The 15,178-nt window shown below is 34.2% G+C and carries 13 protein-coding genes; 10 read left to right on the top strand and 3 right to left on the bottom strand.

The features are described 5' to 3' along the window. Positions 1 to 77: 77 nt before the first annotated feature. The 8 genes from NST63_RS15120 (at position 78) to NST63_RS15085 (ending at position 9,975) form a co-directional block, all read left to right on the top strand. A complete protein-coding gene (locus tag NST63_RS15120; RefSeq protein ID WP_341042795.1) occupies positions 78 to 1,286 on the top strand; it encodes an MFS transporter in 1,209 nt (402 codons plus the stop codon). Positions 1,287 to 1,525: 239 nt separating this feature from the next. Further along, a complete protein-coding gene (locus tag NST63_RS15115; RefSeq protein ID WP_341042793.1) occupies positions 1,526 to 3,118 on the top strand; it encodes a long-chain-fatty-acid--CoA ligase in 1,593 nt (530 codons plus the stop codon). A 155-nt stretch (positions 3,119 to 3,273) separates the two neighbouring features. After that, entirely contained in the window at positions 3,274 to 3,615 is a 342-nt protein-coding gene (locus NST63_RS15110) for a hypothetical protein (protein ID WP_341042792.1), read from the top strand. Between the two features lie 230 nt (positions 3,616 to 3,845). Beyond that, positions 3,846 to 4,388 carry a helix-turn-helix domain-containing protein gene (locus NST63_RS15105; RefSeq protein WP_341042791.1) on the top strand — a complete coding sequence of 181 codons (543 nt, stop codon included), beginning with the start codon at positions 3,846 to 3,848 and terminating at the stop codon, positions 4,386 to 4,388. Between the two features lie 44 nt (positions 4,389 to 4,432). After that, positions 4,433 to 6,475, top strand: a complete 2,043-nt coding sequence (locus NST63_RS15100; RefSeq protein ID WP_212941622.1) for a hydantoinase/oxoprolinase family protein — start codon at positions 4,433 to 4,435, stop codon at positions 6,473 to 6,475. 1 nt (position 6,476) lies between these two features. Next, on the top strand, positions 6,477 to 8,225 hold the full coding sequence (locus tag NST63_RS15095) for a hydantoinase B/oxoprolinase family protein (RefSeq protein WP_341042790.1): 1,749 nt from the start codon (positions 6,477 to 6,479) through the stop codon (positions 8,223 to 8,225). After that, the gene (locus NST63_RS15090; RefSeq protein ID WP_212941617.1) at positions 8,222 to 8,551 is read left to right on the top strand and encodes a cupin domain-containing protein; all 330 of its coding nucleotides are present in this window, start codon (positions 8,222 to 8,224) and stop codon (positions 8,549 to 8,551) included. The genes NST63_RS15095 and NST63_RS15090 overlap by 4 nt, the downstream gene beginning before the upstream one ends. Positions 8,552 to 8,628: 77 nt before the next feature. Further along, a complete protein-coding gene (locus tag NST63_RS15085; RefSeq protein WP_212941615.1) occupies positions 8,629 to 9,975 on the top strand; it encodes a purine-cytosine permease family protein in 1,347 nt (448 codons plus the stop codon). Positions 9,976 to 10,149: 174 nt separating this feature from the next. On the opposite strand, the gene NST63_RS15080 is transcribed toward NST63_RS15085, so the two are convergent. Continuing rightward, positions 10,150 to 11,394, bottom strand: coding sequence for a cation:dicarboxylate symporter family transporter (locus NST63_RS15080; RefSeq protein WP_058003866.1), 1,245 nt, complete (start codon positions 11,392 to 11,394; stop codon positions 10,150 to 10,152). A 968-nt stretch (positions 11,395 to 12,362) separates the two neighbouring features. Then, entirely contained in the window at positions 12,363 to 12,512 is a 150-nt protein-coding gene (locus tag NST63_RS15075; protein WP_158022193.1) for a hypothetical protein, read from the bottom strand. 215 nt (positions 12,513 to 12,727) lie between these two features. Between NST63_RS15075 and NST63_RS15070 the strand changes: the two genes are divergently transcribed. Further along, the gene (locus NST63_RS15070) at positions 12,728 to 13,501 is read left to right on the top strand and encodes a class I SAM-dependent methyltransferase (RefSeq protein ID WP_212941611.1); all 774 of its coding nucleotides are present in this window, start codon (positions 12,728 to 12,730) and stop codon (positions 13,499 to 13,501) included. A 287-nt stretch (positions 13,502 to 13,788) separates the two neighbouring features. Here NST63_RS15070 and NST63_RS15065 read toward each other — a convergent pair whose 3' ends face one another. Beyond that, a complete protein-coding gene (locus NST63_RS15065; protein WP_058003870.1) occupies positions 13,789 to 14,244 on the bottom strand; it encodes a YndM family protein in 456 nt (151 codons plus the stop codon). Positions 14,245 to 14,577: 333 nt separating this feature from the next. On the opposite strand from NST63_RS15065, the gene NST63_RS15060 reads away from it, so the two are divergent. Continuing rightward, entirely contained in the window at positions 14,578 to 15,159 is a 582-nt protein-coding gene (locus NST63_RS15060) for an anthranilate synthase component II (RefSeq protein ID WP_341042789.1), read from the top strand. The last annotated feature ends 19 nt before the right edge of the window (positions 15,160 to 15,178 follow it).

The following is a 15,178-nucleotide window of genomic DNA, read 5'->3' as shown; positions in this document are numbered from 1 at the left end:
AAAAAATTAATGAACAGTCCAATTTAAAATTCCCCCTAATCAAGACAAGATTCAATTCTACTATTGGGGGATACAAAATGAAATTGAATAAAAATTTTTCTTTATTACTACTTGGTCAATCTCTCGCTAATATTGGCGATGTATTATATACGGTCAGTGTTATAAGTACAATTTTTGTTTTAACAGGTTCGGCAACTGTATCGTCGTTTGTGCCATTTACGATTACTACCTCAATGTTTATATCTAGTCTGTTAACACCTCTTTTGGTTGGAAAAGTAAATCTTAAATGGTTATTGGCTGGATCACAAATCGGAAAAACTATTTTGCTTTTTATTCTAGGATTTATGTTAGTTGGAATAACAGTCTCAAATTATTATTTAATCTTTTTAATCATAGGGTGGATCGCTTTTTTTGATGGATGTGCAAATCCAATAAGACAGACTCTGATTCCTCACTATGTTAAACCTGAATCTTTAATTCAAGCTAATGGAATAGCAGAAACAGTTACACAGGTTATACAAGCAGTTATGTGGTTCATAGGAAGTTTATTTCTAATTTTTATGAGTCCTCAACAACTGGTTTGGCTAGTTGGAGGTTTATTCATAATCGCAAGCGTCTTACTTTGTCTTATAGAAAGTGTAATACACAAAACAACTGAGCCTAAAAGGAAACTAGAGCAGATTAAAGAGGGATGGAAAACTTTATCTAACACGCCAGTATTAAGAAGGATTGCTTGGATAGACTTTTTCGAAACAATTGCAGGAACTGTTTGGATAGCTGCTATTTTATATGTGTTTGTCAATGATGCTTTAAATGTTGACGAAAAATGGTGGGGTTTTATTAATGGTACATTCTTTTTAGGCTTGATATTAGGAAGCGTTTATTGTATTAAATACCCCTCTATTATTGAGAAAAATTTGGGTACTTTTATTTTTGTTGGTTCATTCGGAAGTTCCTTAATTACAATATTGTTTAGCTTAAACAGTATTCCAATTTTTGCGTTGCTTTTATCTCTTGGTATAGGACTATTTGGGCAAATAAAAAATATTCCACAACAAACTGTTATACAAACCAGTGTATCAAAAGAACAGTTGGCAACCGTTTATACCTCATTAGGTGCCATTGGAACTGGAATTTTCGGTGTTAGTTCTCTAATTATGGGGATATTAGCAGATATGTTGGGAATTAGAACTGTATTCATGATCTCTGGACTATTAATTGCAGTAGTAGGTTCAATTGTTCATAAAAATAAGCAATTGTTTGTTACAAATGTTGAACAACAATAATTTTATTAATGAAGGATTTTGTTATAGGACTACAAAGTCCTTCTTTTTTTATGGTTTCGTGATTGATTTTATGCTTACTGGAAAACGGTTAGGGAGTGGATCAGTATATGGAATGATTATAGCACGCAAACCTTATAAACTATTAGATCTTCATCGAATTTTATCATTTAATTCACAAATTCTGTTTTTTGGATGTTATAATAATCTATATTATCTGAAAATATGGAGGGTGACCGCTTTTGTTTGTTCCATTAGTTTTAACAGAATTTCTGGATAGAGCTGTAAAAGTGTATGGAAATAAAACGGCAGTTATTAATAATAATGATGATTTAACCTACCAGCAACTATATAACAGGGTTCAGCAGCTATCATATGGTCTGCGTGATTTAGCAGTAAAAAAAGGAGATCGAATCGCTTATTTAGCACCGAATACATTAGGAATGCTTGAAGGGTTTTTTGGTGTTTTTCAAGTAGGTGGAATTATGGTACCTCTTAATACAAGACTTACACCAGATGATTATTTATATATTTTAAATCATAGTGAGAGCGAAATTGTATTTGTTGATGAGGAATTATATCATTTACTTTTACCTATAAGAAATCAATTTACGAGTGTAAGACAGATTATTGTTCAAGGAGAAGAAAAAATTGCTCTCGAAAAAGGCGATCTTTGGTATGAATCATGGCTAAAGCAATATCCCTCATTTACTTTTCAAAAAGTTGAACTGGATGAGCAGGATGTGGCAAATATTTTATATACTAGTGGAACAACTGGGAAACCAAAAGGGGTCATGTTAACGCATCGCAACAACTATTTACATGCACTAAGTACTATGCATCATTTACGGGTATCTGACCGTGATGTAGTATTACATGTGTTGCCCATGTTCCATGTTAATGGTTGGGGTTCTCCTTTTTACTATACAGCGAATGGGGCAACGCATATTACATTAAAACATGTTCGTCCAGAAATAATCTTTGAAAAGATCCAAAACCATCATGTGTCTGTAATTCATATGGCACCAGCTGTTTTAAATTCCTTACTTCAGTATTATGAGAGACATCAACCAAAGATTAATCATTCGGTCCGAGTGGTGATTGCTGGCTCTGCACCACCTCCTTCATTTGTTTCAAAGGTAGAGCAGCAACTAGGTTGGGAATTTATACAAGTATATGGTATGACGGAAGCCTCTCCACTTATTACTACTTCACAAATTAGAGTACATCAACAGACATTACCTATGGAAAAGCAGTATCGTTTAAAGGCAAAGGCTGGCTATGAAATGATCGGCTGTGATGTACGTGTGGTTAATAGTGAAGGTAAAGAAATTTCAAAGAACGGTAAGGAAATTGGTGAAATTATTGTAAAAAGTAACGGTGTCATGCTTGGATATTGGAAAAACGAAGAAGCAACCAATGAAGTCATTCGTAATGGGTGGTTCCATACAGGTGATATGGCCACTGTAGATGAAGATGGAAATATTGAGATTGTTGATCGTAAAAAGGATATCATTATAAGTGGTGGAGAAAATATTTCTTCAATAGAGGTTGAAGGCGTACTTTATGAGCATCCAGATATAGTGGAGGCAGCAATTATAGCTATACCTCATGAAAAATGGGGTGAAACACCACATGCAGTTATAGTAAAACGTGAAGGTTCAACGCTTGATGGAAAAGAAGTTATTCAATTCGCTCGTGAAAAGTTGGCTCATTTCAAAGCTCCTACGTCCGTTAGTTTTATTGATGAGCTCCCAAAAACTGCATCAGGAAAAATTCAAAAAGTCCGTCTAAGAAACGAATACTGGAATGAGCATGAACGTTTTGTAAATTGATAAAGTATATGTTGAAATAATCAGAAAATAGATTAGTATAAAAATCTAAAAATACATTAAAATCTAAAAATACATGGAGAAATCCATGTTTTTTTCATGTGGATAAATCATTAAAGAGGTTATTTTAACATAATTGAAAAGAGGTGTTTTTGATAATGTTATTAATAATAACACTTAGTAAGTTTTTATTTTTTGGAATATTTTTTGTGATGGATATCGTTTATTACTTTTTGAAAAATAAAACGGTGGAAATGATTCGATTGATTTTAAGTTATATTATTGCGATTGTGACAATTCTTAATGCAAAATATATTATAATGTTGCCGATTTTGCCGTTATTACTCGGTGGGTTTGCAATGGATGATCCTTCAGCTGAAAGTTCGGATGCAATCATTGTTATTATCGCTAGTTACCTAATTCTTGTGATTATGATTTATGTTGCTATACGCTCCTTTATATTGGCAATTAAGGATTTGAAAAGTAGATTAAGAAAGTAATGCCTTTCGACTAAAAGCTATTATATACAGGAAAAGCTGCCATAAAGGCAGCTTTTTTAATGAAGGTTGTAAATAGGAGAAGTATAAATATCATGTTTAGTAATACTAAAATTATTTTTATATTACTTAAAAATATATTGAAAACTTTGTATATTGTGATAGTATTAATTTTAGTAATACTATAATTATTTAATCTATACTTAAAATCATGGCTAAGGAAATGGGGAATTATGGTAGATATTCATACGAAAATTCGTGAATTAAGGCAACAACAAGGGTTAACCTTGAAAGAATTGAGTGAAAATACTAATTTGTCTGTCGGATTTCTTTCTCAAGTTGAAAGAGGTACTTCCTCACTAGCAATCACATCACTAAAAAAAATAGCTGATTCATTGGGTGTTGAGATGTCATATTTTTTTCAACAGGAAATGAATAACAACTATGTGGTCAAATTAGATGACCATAAGGTTTTTCAGGTTGATGGGAATGAATCTAAATATGTTAAAGTTAGTGGGAATTTTCAAGGAAGATCGATGGAAAGCTTAATTGTAACGTTAAGGCCATTTCAACAGGATATCCAAACATCCAGTCATCCTGGTGAAGAATTTCACTATGTGTTAAAAGGTCAAGTCATTATCCATGTAGACAATAATGAATACGTGCTGAATGCTGGAGAATCCATTCATTTTCCATCTGAAAAATTTCATAAATGGGAAAATCCATTAAGTGAAGAAACAGTTATTCTAAGTGTATTAACTCCCGTACTTTTTTAAGTATGGGAGATTCAAATATAGTTTTTTGAAGGAGGAGAAGTTACATGAGAGTTGCTACAGATATTGGGGGCACCTTTACAGATCTTGTATATGTAGATGAAAAAGGACATATTGGTGTATCAAAAAGTCATACGACTCCCCCATATTTTGAACAAGGTGTAATCAATGTTTTAGAAAAGAGTGGAATAGATCAAACTTCAATAAAAACCTTTATTCATGGGACAACTGTTATTATAAACGCATTAACTGAGAGAAAAGGTGTAAAGACCGGACTCATTACAACGAAAGGATTTCGTGACGTATTAGAAATTGGTCGTGGCAATAGACCAGATTTGTTTAATGTACGCTATCATAAACCAGCACCTTTTGTAAGTAGATACTTACGTCAAGAAGTGGAAGAAAGATTAAACTATAAAGGTGAAGTACTGAAGCCATTAAATAAAGAAGAAGTAAAAGAGATTATATCCTTCTTCAAAAAAGAAGGAGTAGAAGCGATTGGTGTATCTTATTTACATTCGTATGTGAACCCCGTGCATGAACAAGAAACAATCGATCTTATCAAAGAAATATGGCCGGAAGTCTTTGTCACAGCTTCTTATGAAGTTACTAAAGAATGGCGTGAATATGAAAGAACCAATACAACCGTACTTAATGCATATGTCAAACCGATAGCAACATCTTATGTAAATAAACTTCATGATAAGCTTATTGAGAAGCAAACAGATAGTAATAACTATATTATGCAGTCTAATGGTGGAACGACAACATTTGAACAGGCAAAAGAACTTCCAATAAATATGGTAGAATCTGGTCCTGTTGCTGGTATTTACGGAGCTGCAGTTCTTGGAGAAATTATTGGAGAGAAGAATATTATTGCATTTGATATTGGTGGAACAACGGCAAAATGCTCACTTATTGAAAAAGGGGAAGTAAAAGTATCAACGGATTATTACATTGAAAGGGATAATCGTCATGCCGGATTTCCGATAAAAACACCAGTTGTTGATATTGTTGAAATTGGCAATGGAGGAGGATCAATTGCTTGGATTGATGATGCAGGATCACTAAAGGTAGGTCCACATTCAGCAGGTGCATTACCTGGACCAGTAGCATATGGACAAGGCGGCACAGAACCAACTACGACTGATGCAAATCTTTTAACCGGACGTCTTTCTCCAAAAAACTTTGATTATGAGGTTGATATGGAAAAGGTGAGTGAAGCAATCAAAGCAACTATCTCAAATTATTTTAATATTTCAGTGGAAGATGGGGCTCTTGGTATCATTCGTATTGCCAATTCAAATATGCTAAATGCATTAAAATTAATTTCTATTCGAAAGGGTTATAACCCACGAGAATTTACCCTTGTTGCATTTGGTGGTGGAGGATCCATGCATGCTCCAGCTCTAGCAAAAGAATTAGGTGTTAAAAAGGTAGTTGTACCTTTAGCATCTCCAGTGTTTTCAGCGTGGGGGATGTTAATGACAGATCTGCGACATGATTATATTCAAACTCAAATTAAACGTCTAAGTGAAGTAGATGTTACCTCGCTTAATCAAACATGGGATACTTTAGAAAATCAAGCTTATAATCAGTTTGAACAGGAAGCCCTTCAAAAAGAGTCAGTCTTATTTACTAGATTTCTAGACATGAGATATCTTGGGCAAGAACATACCGTAAAAGTACCCGTACCAAATGGTAACTGGGATGAGAAAACTTTAGAAGAAATTATCGGAAGATTCCATCAACTACATGAGAAAAACTATACTTTTAAGCTTGAGCAGGCTGATACTGAAATAGTGAATCTGCACTTGACTGCGTTTGGTCAGGTGAAAAAGCCTACATTAGAAAAAAATATAGTTACTGGGGAATTAGGTAGTGCATTAAAAGAAATTAGACCTGTCTATTTTGAACAGGAGGGCTGGGTCGATACAACTATTTATGATCGAGAAAAAATTCCTACAATGCAGAAGATTAACGGACCAGCCATTGTAGAGGAAAAGGCATCAGTGACCGTTATTTATAATGGTCAATCACTTCAAGTGGATGAATATGGAAACCTTATTATTGATACGGGGGTGGAATAAGATGGTGACGGCAACAAAGAAAATTGATCCATTCACTTTGGAAATTGTAAAAGATTCCTTACTTGCAATTGGAGATGAGATGTTTATTGCTTTAGCAAGAACGTCAATGAGTCCAATTATATATGAAGTTTTAGACTATGCTAGTGGTCTAACAGATGCAAAAGGAAATTTATTGACACAGGGAAATGGTGTAACAGGCTTTATCGGTATGCTTACGTTTATGGTGAAGGAAACGTTAAACAAATTTGGAGAAAAAGATTTAAATCCTGGTGATATTATCATTATCAATGACCCATATAAAGGTGGGGGTTCGCATCTTTCAGATGTAGGACTAGTTATGCCGATTTTTCATGATGGAGAAATTGTGGCATTTTCAGCTAATAAAGCTCATTGGACAGAAGTTGGGGGGAAAGATCCGGGATCTTTTACAAATGATTCAACGGAAATTTTTCAAGAAGGATTACAATTTCCTTGTGTGAAATTATTTGAATCAGGAAAGGTTAATCAAGCTATTGTCGATATTATTGAATCTAATGTTCGTTTTCCAGATCTCTCACTAGGGGACATGTGGGCACAAGTGGCTGCATTAAAAACTGGGGATAAACGCGTAAAAGAGCTTTGTAATAAACACGGTAAGGAAATAGTTTTAGCCTCTATAGATAAATATTTAGACCATGGTGAGCAGCTCTCAAGAATTGAACTGAAAAAATTACCAAAGGGAACTTTTGAAGCAGAAGATTTTGTGGATTCGGATGGCATGGGGAATGGTCCATTTAAATTAAAAGTAAAAGTTACTATTACTGATGATGAATTTATATGCGATTTTCGTGGAAGCCATCCACAAGTACCAGGACCGGTTAATTGTTCATTAACAGGTTTAATTTCTGCTGTACGAACAATTTTTTTAGCGATAACCAATCCATCACAAGATGTTAATGATGGTGTTTTTCGTCCGCTAAAAGTTATTACAGATAAAAGATCGATTCTATCGGCTGAACGTCCTGCGCCAGTGTCTAATTACTTTGAATCTATGCTTGTGGGAGCGGACTTAATATGGAAAGCACTAGCACCGTTTTTACCAGAACGACTATCGGCAGGGCATTTAACATCAGTATGTAGTGTCACTCTTTCAGGACTTCACCCTGATACAAATGAAGCATTTTTAATTGTCGAACCATCTGTTGGGGGATGGGGTGCCGGCCAAGGACAAGACGGTGCTAGTGGCCAATTTTGTATTGGTGATGGGGAAACCTATAATGTACCAGTTGAAGTAGCTGAGACAAGATATGGTGTCATGTTAGATGAATATAGTTTACGTGTCGATGGAGGTGGAGCTGGTGAATTTATCGGTGGGAAAGGTGTAATTCGTTCATATAGAGCCTTAACCAATGGACAATCAGCAACGATCACTTATGGAAGAAATATAAATCCGCCATGGGGCTTTAATGGGGGGCAAAATGGATCGACGAATCAATTCATTGTAGAAAAAGCAAATGGCGAGATTGAAGGACCCTACGGTGTATATCCGCGTTATCCGCTTCAAAAAGGTGATGTAATAAAGTTAATGACCGCCACAGGTGGAGGATATGGTAATCCATTAAATCGACCAGCGGAAAAAGTTGTAGAAGATGTGAAAAATGGCTATATTACTTTAGCCCAAGCTAAAGATGTATATGGTGTTTCTGTTGACCCGGCTACATATGATTTTACTTTAACAACAAAACGAATAAATGGGGGCAACAAGGCATGAAAATATCTAAGGTTAATAGAGAACAAAATCAAGAGGTTATGAATCAAACTCTATTTCAACATATTGATCAAAATACAGTAGTGAAAATGGGATTTGTTCAAATATTACCAGGGGAACGTGTCCCAAAAGAAGGGCTTTCGATGCATGATGAGGATGAATATTCCTTTATTCTACAGGGGTGTATAACGACCCAAAGCGGTGACAGTCCCATAAAGAAGGTGGAACATGGAACAGCTACTTTTATTCCTGCTAAAGAGAAACATTGGGCAATAAATGAAGGTGAAGAGGTATGTGAAATTGTTTATGTTTTAGTCGAACATAAATAACTAAATGAGGGTGTCAAATAAGTTAGGAAGTTATCCTACTTATTTGACACCTCTTTGAAAAGGGGAATGATAGATTGATGGATGAGGCAAAAGGAATGAAGACTGTTGGTAATGATGAAGCATTAAAAGCCGTTCCATTATCTCAACGCCAGCATTGGTTAACACCCGCAATGATATTTGGAGGCTTAGAATTTACAATTCCTGTATTAATGATAGGTGCAACTTTGACCGCTTCATATGGAATGGGAAGTATTTTTTGGATACTAGTCATTGGTCTAATTGTTTTTCAGTGGGTTGGTAATTCCATTCAAGGATTTATTGGTGCTAAGACAGGCAGATCATCATCTGTTATTGCAAAATCCAGTTTTGGCTCGGTACAAGCACGATTAATCGTTGGCCTTACAATATTTATCGTTTCCTTAGGATGGTGGGCATTACAAACTGCTGTTGCTGGTAATGCGATTGCAGCAATGTTTGGAATTGATTATGAAAAACAATGGGGTTTATGGGCTGTGATTACAGTTGTCGCTGGGGTATTATTTGCAATTCCTTCGATTATAGGTTATTCATCTATGAAATGGACTGATTATATAGCAGTTCCAGCAGGTTTAGCTCTTATTGCAGGTTGTATTTTTTATGCTTTAAGAAATACAGGTTGGGAAACAATTACAGCTTGGAATCCTGAACCGAAGATAACATTTTTAGCAGCTATCAGTCTAGTTATTGGAGCAAATGTCTCCCAATGGGTCATTGCCTCAGACTATACTAGGTATGCAAAACCAAGATGGAGGGATAATATCCTGATTCCATTAGGCATTGTGGCTGTTGGTTTTCCACTATTCTACGTCGGTTCTATTATGTCTGTCGGTGTAGGTGATGCAGATATAGTTAATGTGATGTTGAATTTAGGATTTCCAGTGTGGGGATTTTTAGTTTTATGGTTTGCTACATGGACAAGCCAGCTTGTAAATAATTATAGTATGGGTCTAGCTCTAGCAAATATGTTTAATATAAACTCCAGCAAAGGACGGGCATTCCTTACCTTTTTAGGGACAATTTTAGCTATTATTATTGCTTTGGCAGGAATACTCGATTATTTCACAGACTTTTTATATTTAACTGCTCTTATTTATCCTGCGATAGGTGGTATTATGATGGCAGACTTTTTTATTATACGGAAGCAACGATTTGAAGATAACAAGGGCTGGAATTGGATGGCTACAATTGCTTTGGTTTGTGGAACTTTTGTCGGGTACCTTACCCAGTATGTTTATGAATTTGGTTTACCTGCCGTTCAATCCATTATCATTTCTGCTTTCATTTATTGGATAGCAATGAAAATAAAAGCAAAAATAAAGCCAGATCATTTTACAGGTCTAGTTGAAAGGCATCACGAAGGATATAATAAAGAGGAAGCTGGTTAATGTTTTTAATTATTTGACTCTTCAGATATTACTAGATATATATAATATCTAATCTATATTTATTCTCTATTTTAATCCGTTTAAAAGTTTGCTAGGAGTATCATTTACATTTTTATAATTTAAAAATAGGCAGTTTATTGAGATGTGACTCTAAATAAACTGCCCATGCTTTTACTAAGATTTTAATGCATCTTTATTTTGTTTAAATTGGCCTTCCCATTTTGAAATAACAATTGCACCTAGTGAATTACCTACTACGTTTACAACTGTTCTAGCCATATCAAGGATTCGGTCGATTCCTGCAATGAAAGCTAGTCCTTCAATTGGAATACCAACTGTTCCTAATGTAGCAAGTAGAACTACGAAAGATACACCTGGAACACCTGCAATCCCTTTCGATGTTACCATAAGCACAAGAATAAGTGAAAGTTGCTGAGTTAAAGATAGATCAATTCCATACATTTGTGCAATAAAAACAGCGGCAAGAGCTTGGTATAATGTTGATCCATCTAAATTAAATGAATATCCTGTAGGGATGACAAAAGAGGTAATAGCTTTTGGACATCCGAACTTTTCCATTTTCTCCATGATTTTTGGAAGCACGGCTTCTGAACTTGCAGTTGAGTAACCGAGAATTAATTCATCCTTTAGAAGTCGGAGTAGGTGAAATATATTAACTCCAACTAGCTTTGCAATACCACCTAATACGATGATGATAAAGCCCGCCATTGTTAAATAGACGGTAATAACTAATTTTCCTAAAGGTAGGAGTGATTCTAAACCAAAAGTGGAAACGGTCACACCGATCAGTGCAAATACCCCAAATGGAGCAAATTTCATAACCAAATTTGTAACATAAAACATGGTTTCTGCCGTTCCTTGGAAAAATGCGAGTACAGGTTTGCCTTTTTCTCCAATTGCAGCTACACCTAATCCAAATAATACGGAGAAGAAAATAATAGCTAGCATATCTCCATGCATAATTGATTCAAAAATATTTTTCGGAACAATATTAACAATTGTGTCTGCAAACCCATGGTTCTCAACACTTTTTGCTGTGTCCACATAAGAGTTAATATCTACTTTATGAATAGAATGCATATTAACTCCCTTACCAGGGTGGAAAATATTTGCCACAAGCAATCCAACAATAATTGCAATCGTTGTCACAATTTCAAAATACAAAATTGTTTTTCCGCCAAGTTTCCCTAGATTCTTCCCATCACCAACACTAGCAATTCCAACAACTATACTAGAAATGACAATAGGGACGACAATCATTTTGATTAATCTTAAGAAAATATCTCCTATAGGTTGTAAATATTTGCTGATTTCAGGATTACCATAAAAAATAGCCCCAATTATTATTCCGAGGACTAGTCCAATTAATATTTGCCATGCTAATCCAATTTTTTTCATAATATCCCCCCAAATAAAACATATAAATATTTTCAGACGAAATAATTTATTATTTAAATATAATATAAAAAATAAAAATAAACAAATATAAAGCGTTTTATCAATAAAAATTAATAATAATCATTATTTTTGTACTATTTTAAAATAAGAAAAACGAACTACAATTCATACTATTATTTACAAAAAAATAATTGAATTTTTTATAATTATAATAGTTAATTTGGGGGGATTTCTCAGTAGATTTATTACCTGCATCAATCAAATGGATCTCAGATATTCTACCATTAACACATAGTATTAAGGCAATCCGTACTATATACAATATTGAGGTGCAACCACTGTATCCTTTATTGATAGAGGAAATGATGATTAGATTTGTTTATTTAGTATTTTCGGGAATAATGATTACACTAATGGAGAAAGTTGCGAGAAAAAGAGGTTCTTTATTTAAGGCTCTTTTCTCAAACATTGTTGCTATTTAAGGAAAGCTATAACTATTAAATATCGACTGAGGATCGCTACACGTATCATTTTACTGAGAAAGAGCCAATTTCCATAAGGACCGCTAAGATCCTTTATTGGGAGTAAAAGCCGGCAGTTGGGCTTTTACAAAAGCAACAAACGATACGAAAACAGCCTTATTTAAAGAAATATAAAAGTCCTTTTATGTTCTAAATTTAATACTTTGTCCACTTTGAGCCTGTTGATAGTAATCATTTTTATAAAAATATTTCATGAAATGCTATTCTGATCATTTCTGAAGTCTAAGTATACAAGGATTTTTTTGAGAGGGAAAAGGGAGAATTATTTCCTTGAAATTTATTCTGATACAGGGTATAATAATTATGCGATGAGCTATTTGTGTAAGTCGAGGACTTAGCTATTAGGCTAAACATACGAATGTGGTCGTATGGGTACCTCGCCGCAAACGTGTTTTAAAAGACGCCTACGGATTTAGGCGTCTTTTTTCATTTTTCAATCATTAAATGCTTCCCAATCGGAATATAATCCACTGCCATTACAACTTGGGCATTCATATCCTGCAACATAAGCGCTATATGGAAGTGTAAAACCCCTGCCGCGACAATCTGGACATTTTCCCGATTCCTCCATTTCATTAAGGAACTTTTCCTGTCTTTCATTTCTCCAGTTTGAAAACGATTGCAATAATCCCAATTTAATCACCTCCGTTTTTTACTAGTATTTGTTCTCTAATCGAATTTTATAATATCCATAAGTTTTTGTTATAGATTACTATTGATAAATGATAATTTACTTATCAATCGAATCAAATTATTCTAAACTTAGAAAATACAAGAAGTGAGGGATGGAAATGGATAATAAATCAGATGTTCAAAAACAATTCGGTAGTACAGCTCGTTCATATGTTACAAGTGAAATTCATCAAAAGGGGAAAGATTTGCAATTATTATTAGCAATTTCCGAAATTACAGGAGAAGAAAATTTGCTTGATATTGCAACGGGTGGCGGACATACAGCAAATTTATTTGCTCCACATGTAAAGCATGTTACTGCTTTAGATTTAACCCAGCCAATGCTCCAAGAAGCAGAAAAGTTTATAAAGGGGAACGGCCATAAAAACGTAGAGTTTGTTCAAGGAGATGCTGAGCAACTGCCTTTTAGTGACCAAACCTTTGATATAGTGACCTGTAGAATTGCACCGCATCATTTTCCAAATATCGAAAAGTTTATTGAGGAAGCTTACCGCGTATTAAAAAATGAAGGCTATTTTTTACTCGATGACAATGTTACACCAGAAAGTGACGAACAGGATCAATTTTATAATACGGTAGAAAAATTGAGGGATTATAGCCATTTTCGAGCTTGGAAAAAAACTGAATGGTTAAAGATGCTTGAATTACAGGGATTTTTAGTAGAGGAATTGTACCGTTTTGAGAAAACATTTGAATTTGATTCATGGTGCAATCGTATGCAATTAAGTAAAACGAATAAAGACGAAATTACAAATCTGATGCTCAATAGTTCTCAAGAAATAAAGAAACGGTTTCATATTATAACAATAGATCAATCCATTCTTTCATTTAAAGGTGAAGCAATCATAATTAAGGCAAGAAAAGCATTTTGATTCATTATTAGGCGCTAATTTAAAGGCTTTTTCCTCAGATGTTTTACTATTTTAGGTAATGGTTTAACTAATAAAAAATCAGTTGAAGATACGATGAGACCTTTCATTTCACTTGGAAAAAGGCTTTAAACTTCATTACCTTAATCCAATGTATTCATATATTATATTTAAAAAACTCTGTCAGTGTGACTTATGAAAGATGGATGAGAATAATTGTGTCCGACCCATTTTTTTATTGAATGGATCATTTTTAATGAACCAAAATGGGGTCGGACGCAAAAGTACAGTTATTTATTATCCCTATTTTTTTCGATTTCTGGTGTGATTTCTTTTGAGGCTTCCGTTTGATAATGGTGAAAATTACGGTGTTTAGGCAAAAATTCTTCAGATTGTCGATCAAATGTATAGGATGATACATATTTATGAAAAGCCATTTCAAAGAGTGATATTGCAGAAGCTGAAACAAGTGAAATTAGAAATAGTGCGGTTGCATTTTCTCGAGTTAGTGCTGCCGATAAGAACCAAATAAAGAGCAAGCTTAAACCGAAGTCTGCAATCGTTGCAACCGTGTTGTTTGTTCTTGGTAATATTCCTATATCACCAACTAGGTAGGATGCTACAGATAAAACAAGTGAAATAAATACGATATTAGTGAATGACATCCCGAAGATTAATCCTAAAATGACAAATAGGACCACAAGAGTAGCTACAAATTTAATCCCCATTGCTTTAATATGCTTCATAATTCCAAGCTCACCTCACAAATTTAATGTCTTATCTATTTTTTTAATTGTTTGCTTTAACTATTCGTATATAAAATTGGAAAATCATTAATAATCTTTGATATGATTAAGTTGGGAAGCGATTTCATATTTCTAGTAAAGGCTTATTTATTAATCATTGTTGCTATTAATTAGCCTTTTAACCAATAGCTATTTACTGAAGACCGCTATACCTTTCATTTCACGGTGAAAAGAGCTGCAAATTTCACAATTTCATAATCCTTAATTCGGTGAAAAAGCCGTCAGTGAGCAACAAATACGATATCAGCCATATTAAATTTTAGGGGAAATAACATGATACTTGTAATAGATAATTATGATTCATTTACATATAACTTAGTTCAATATATTGAACAAATAGGAATAGAAGTAAAAGTTGTTAGAAATGACCAAATAGCAATAGGCGAAATTGAACAATTAAATCCTGAATTTATACTACTTTCACCAGGACCGGGTAATCCAGATCATGCTGGTATATGCATTGAGGTAGTCAAACACTTCTTTCATAAAATTCCAATCTTAGGTGTCTGTTTAGGTCATCAGGTTATTGCTCAGGCATTTGGCGGAAAAATCATAAAAGCTAAAAGACCCATGCATGGCAAAACATCATTTATCACCCATGATGGGAAGTCGATTTTTGCGGGTTTAGAGAATTCCTTTAAAGTGACTCGGTACCACTCTTTGATCGTAGAAGAAAAATCCCTCTCTCAAGATTTGGATATAACTGCCAAATCAGAAGATGGAGAGATTATGGGAATTCGACACAGGCAATATAAGGTAGAAGGTATTCAATTCCATCCAGAAGCCATTTTAACGGAGAATGGGCTGAAGATGCTTCAAAATTTTTTTCAGCCAAATGAAAAAGTTCTTAATTAATCATTAAAGGAAGATAAGT

It is taken from the genome of Heyndrickxia sp. FSL W8-0496 (assembly GCF_038007825.1).
Taxonomy (GTDB): Bacteria; Bacillota; Bacilli; order Bacillales; family Bacillaceae_C; genus Heyndrickxia; species Heyndrickxia oleronia.
This window is presented reverse-complemented; position numbering and strand designations above follow the sequence as displayed.

Coding starts and splice junctions, on each gene's coding strand:
- NST63_RS15120 (WP_341042795.1), top strand. CDS start 78: ATGAAATTGAATAAAAATTTTTCTTTATTACTACTTGGTCAATCTCTC.
- NST63_RS15110 (WP_341042792.1), top strand. CDS start 3,274: ATGTTATTAATAATAACACTTAGTAAGTTTTTATTTTTTGGAATATTT.
- NST63_RS15105 (WP_341042791.1), top strand. CDS start 3,846: ATGGTAGATATTCATACGAAAATTCGTGAATTAAGGCAACAACAAGGG.
- NST63_RS15100 (WP_212941622.1), top strand. CDS start 4,433: ATGAGAGTTGCTACAGATATTGGGGGCACCTTTACAGATCTTGTATAT.
- NST63_RS15095 (WP_341042790.1), top strand. CDS start 6,477: ATGGTGACGGCAACAAAGAAAATTGATCCATTCACTTTGGAAATTGTA.
- NST63_RS15090 (WP_212941617.1), top strand. CDS start 8,222: ATGAAAATATCTAAGGTTAATAGAGAACAAAATCAAGAGGTTATGAAT.
- NST63_RS15085 (WP_212941615.1), top strand. CDS start 8,629: ATGGATGAGGCAAAAGGAATGAAGACTGTTGGTAATGATGAAGCATTA.
- NST63_RS15080 (WP_058003866.1), bottom strand. CDS start 11,394: ATGAAAAAAATTGGATTAGCATGGCAAATATTAATTGGACTAGTCCTC.
- NST63_RS15075 (WP_158022193.1), bottom strand. CDS start 12,512: ATGAAATGGAGGAATCGGGAAAATGTCCAGATTGTCGCGGCAGGGGTT.
- NST63_RS15070 (WP_212941611.1), top strand. CDS start 12,728: ATGGATAATAAATCAGATGTTCAAAAACAATTCGGTAGTACAGCTCGT.
- NST63_RS15065 (WP_058003870.1), bottom strand. CDS start 14,244: ATGAAGCATATTAAAGCAATGGGGATTAAATTTGTAGCTACTCTTGTG.
- NST63_RS15060 (WP_341042789.1), top strand. CDS start 14,578: ATGATACTTGTAATAGATAATTATGATTCATTTACATATAACTTAGTT.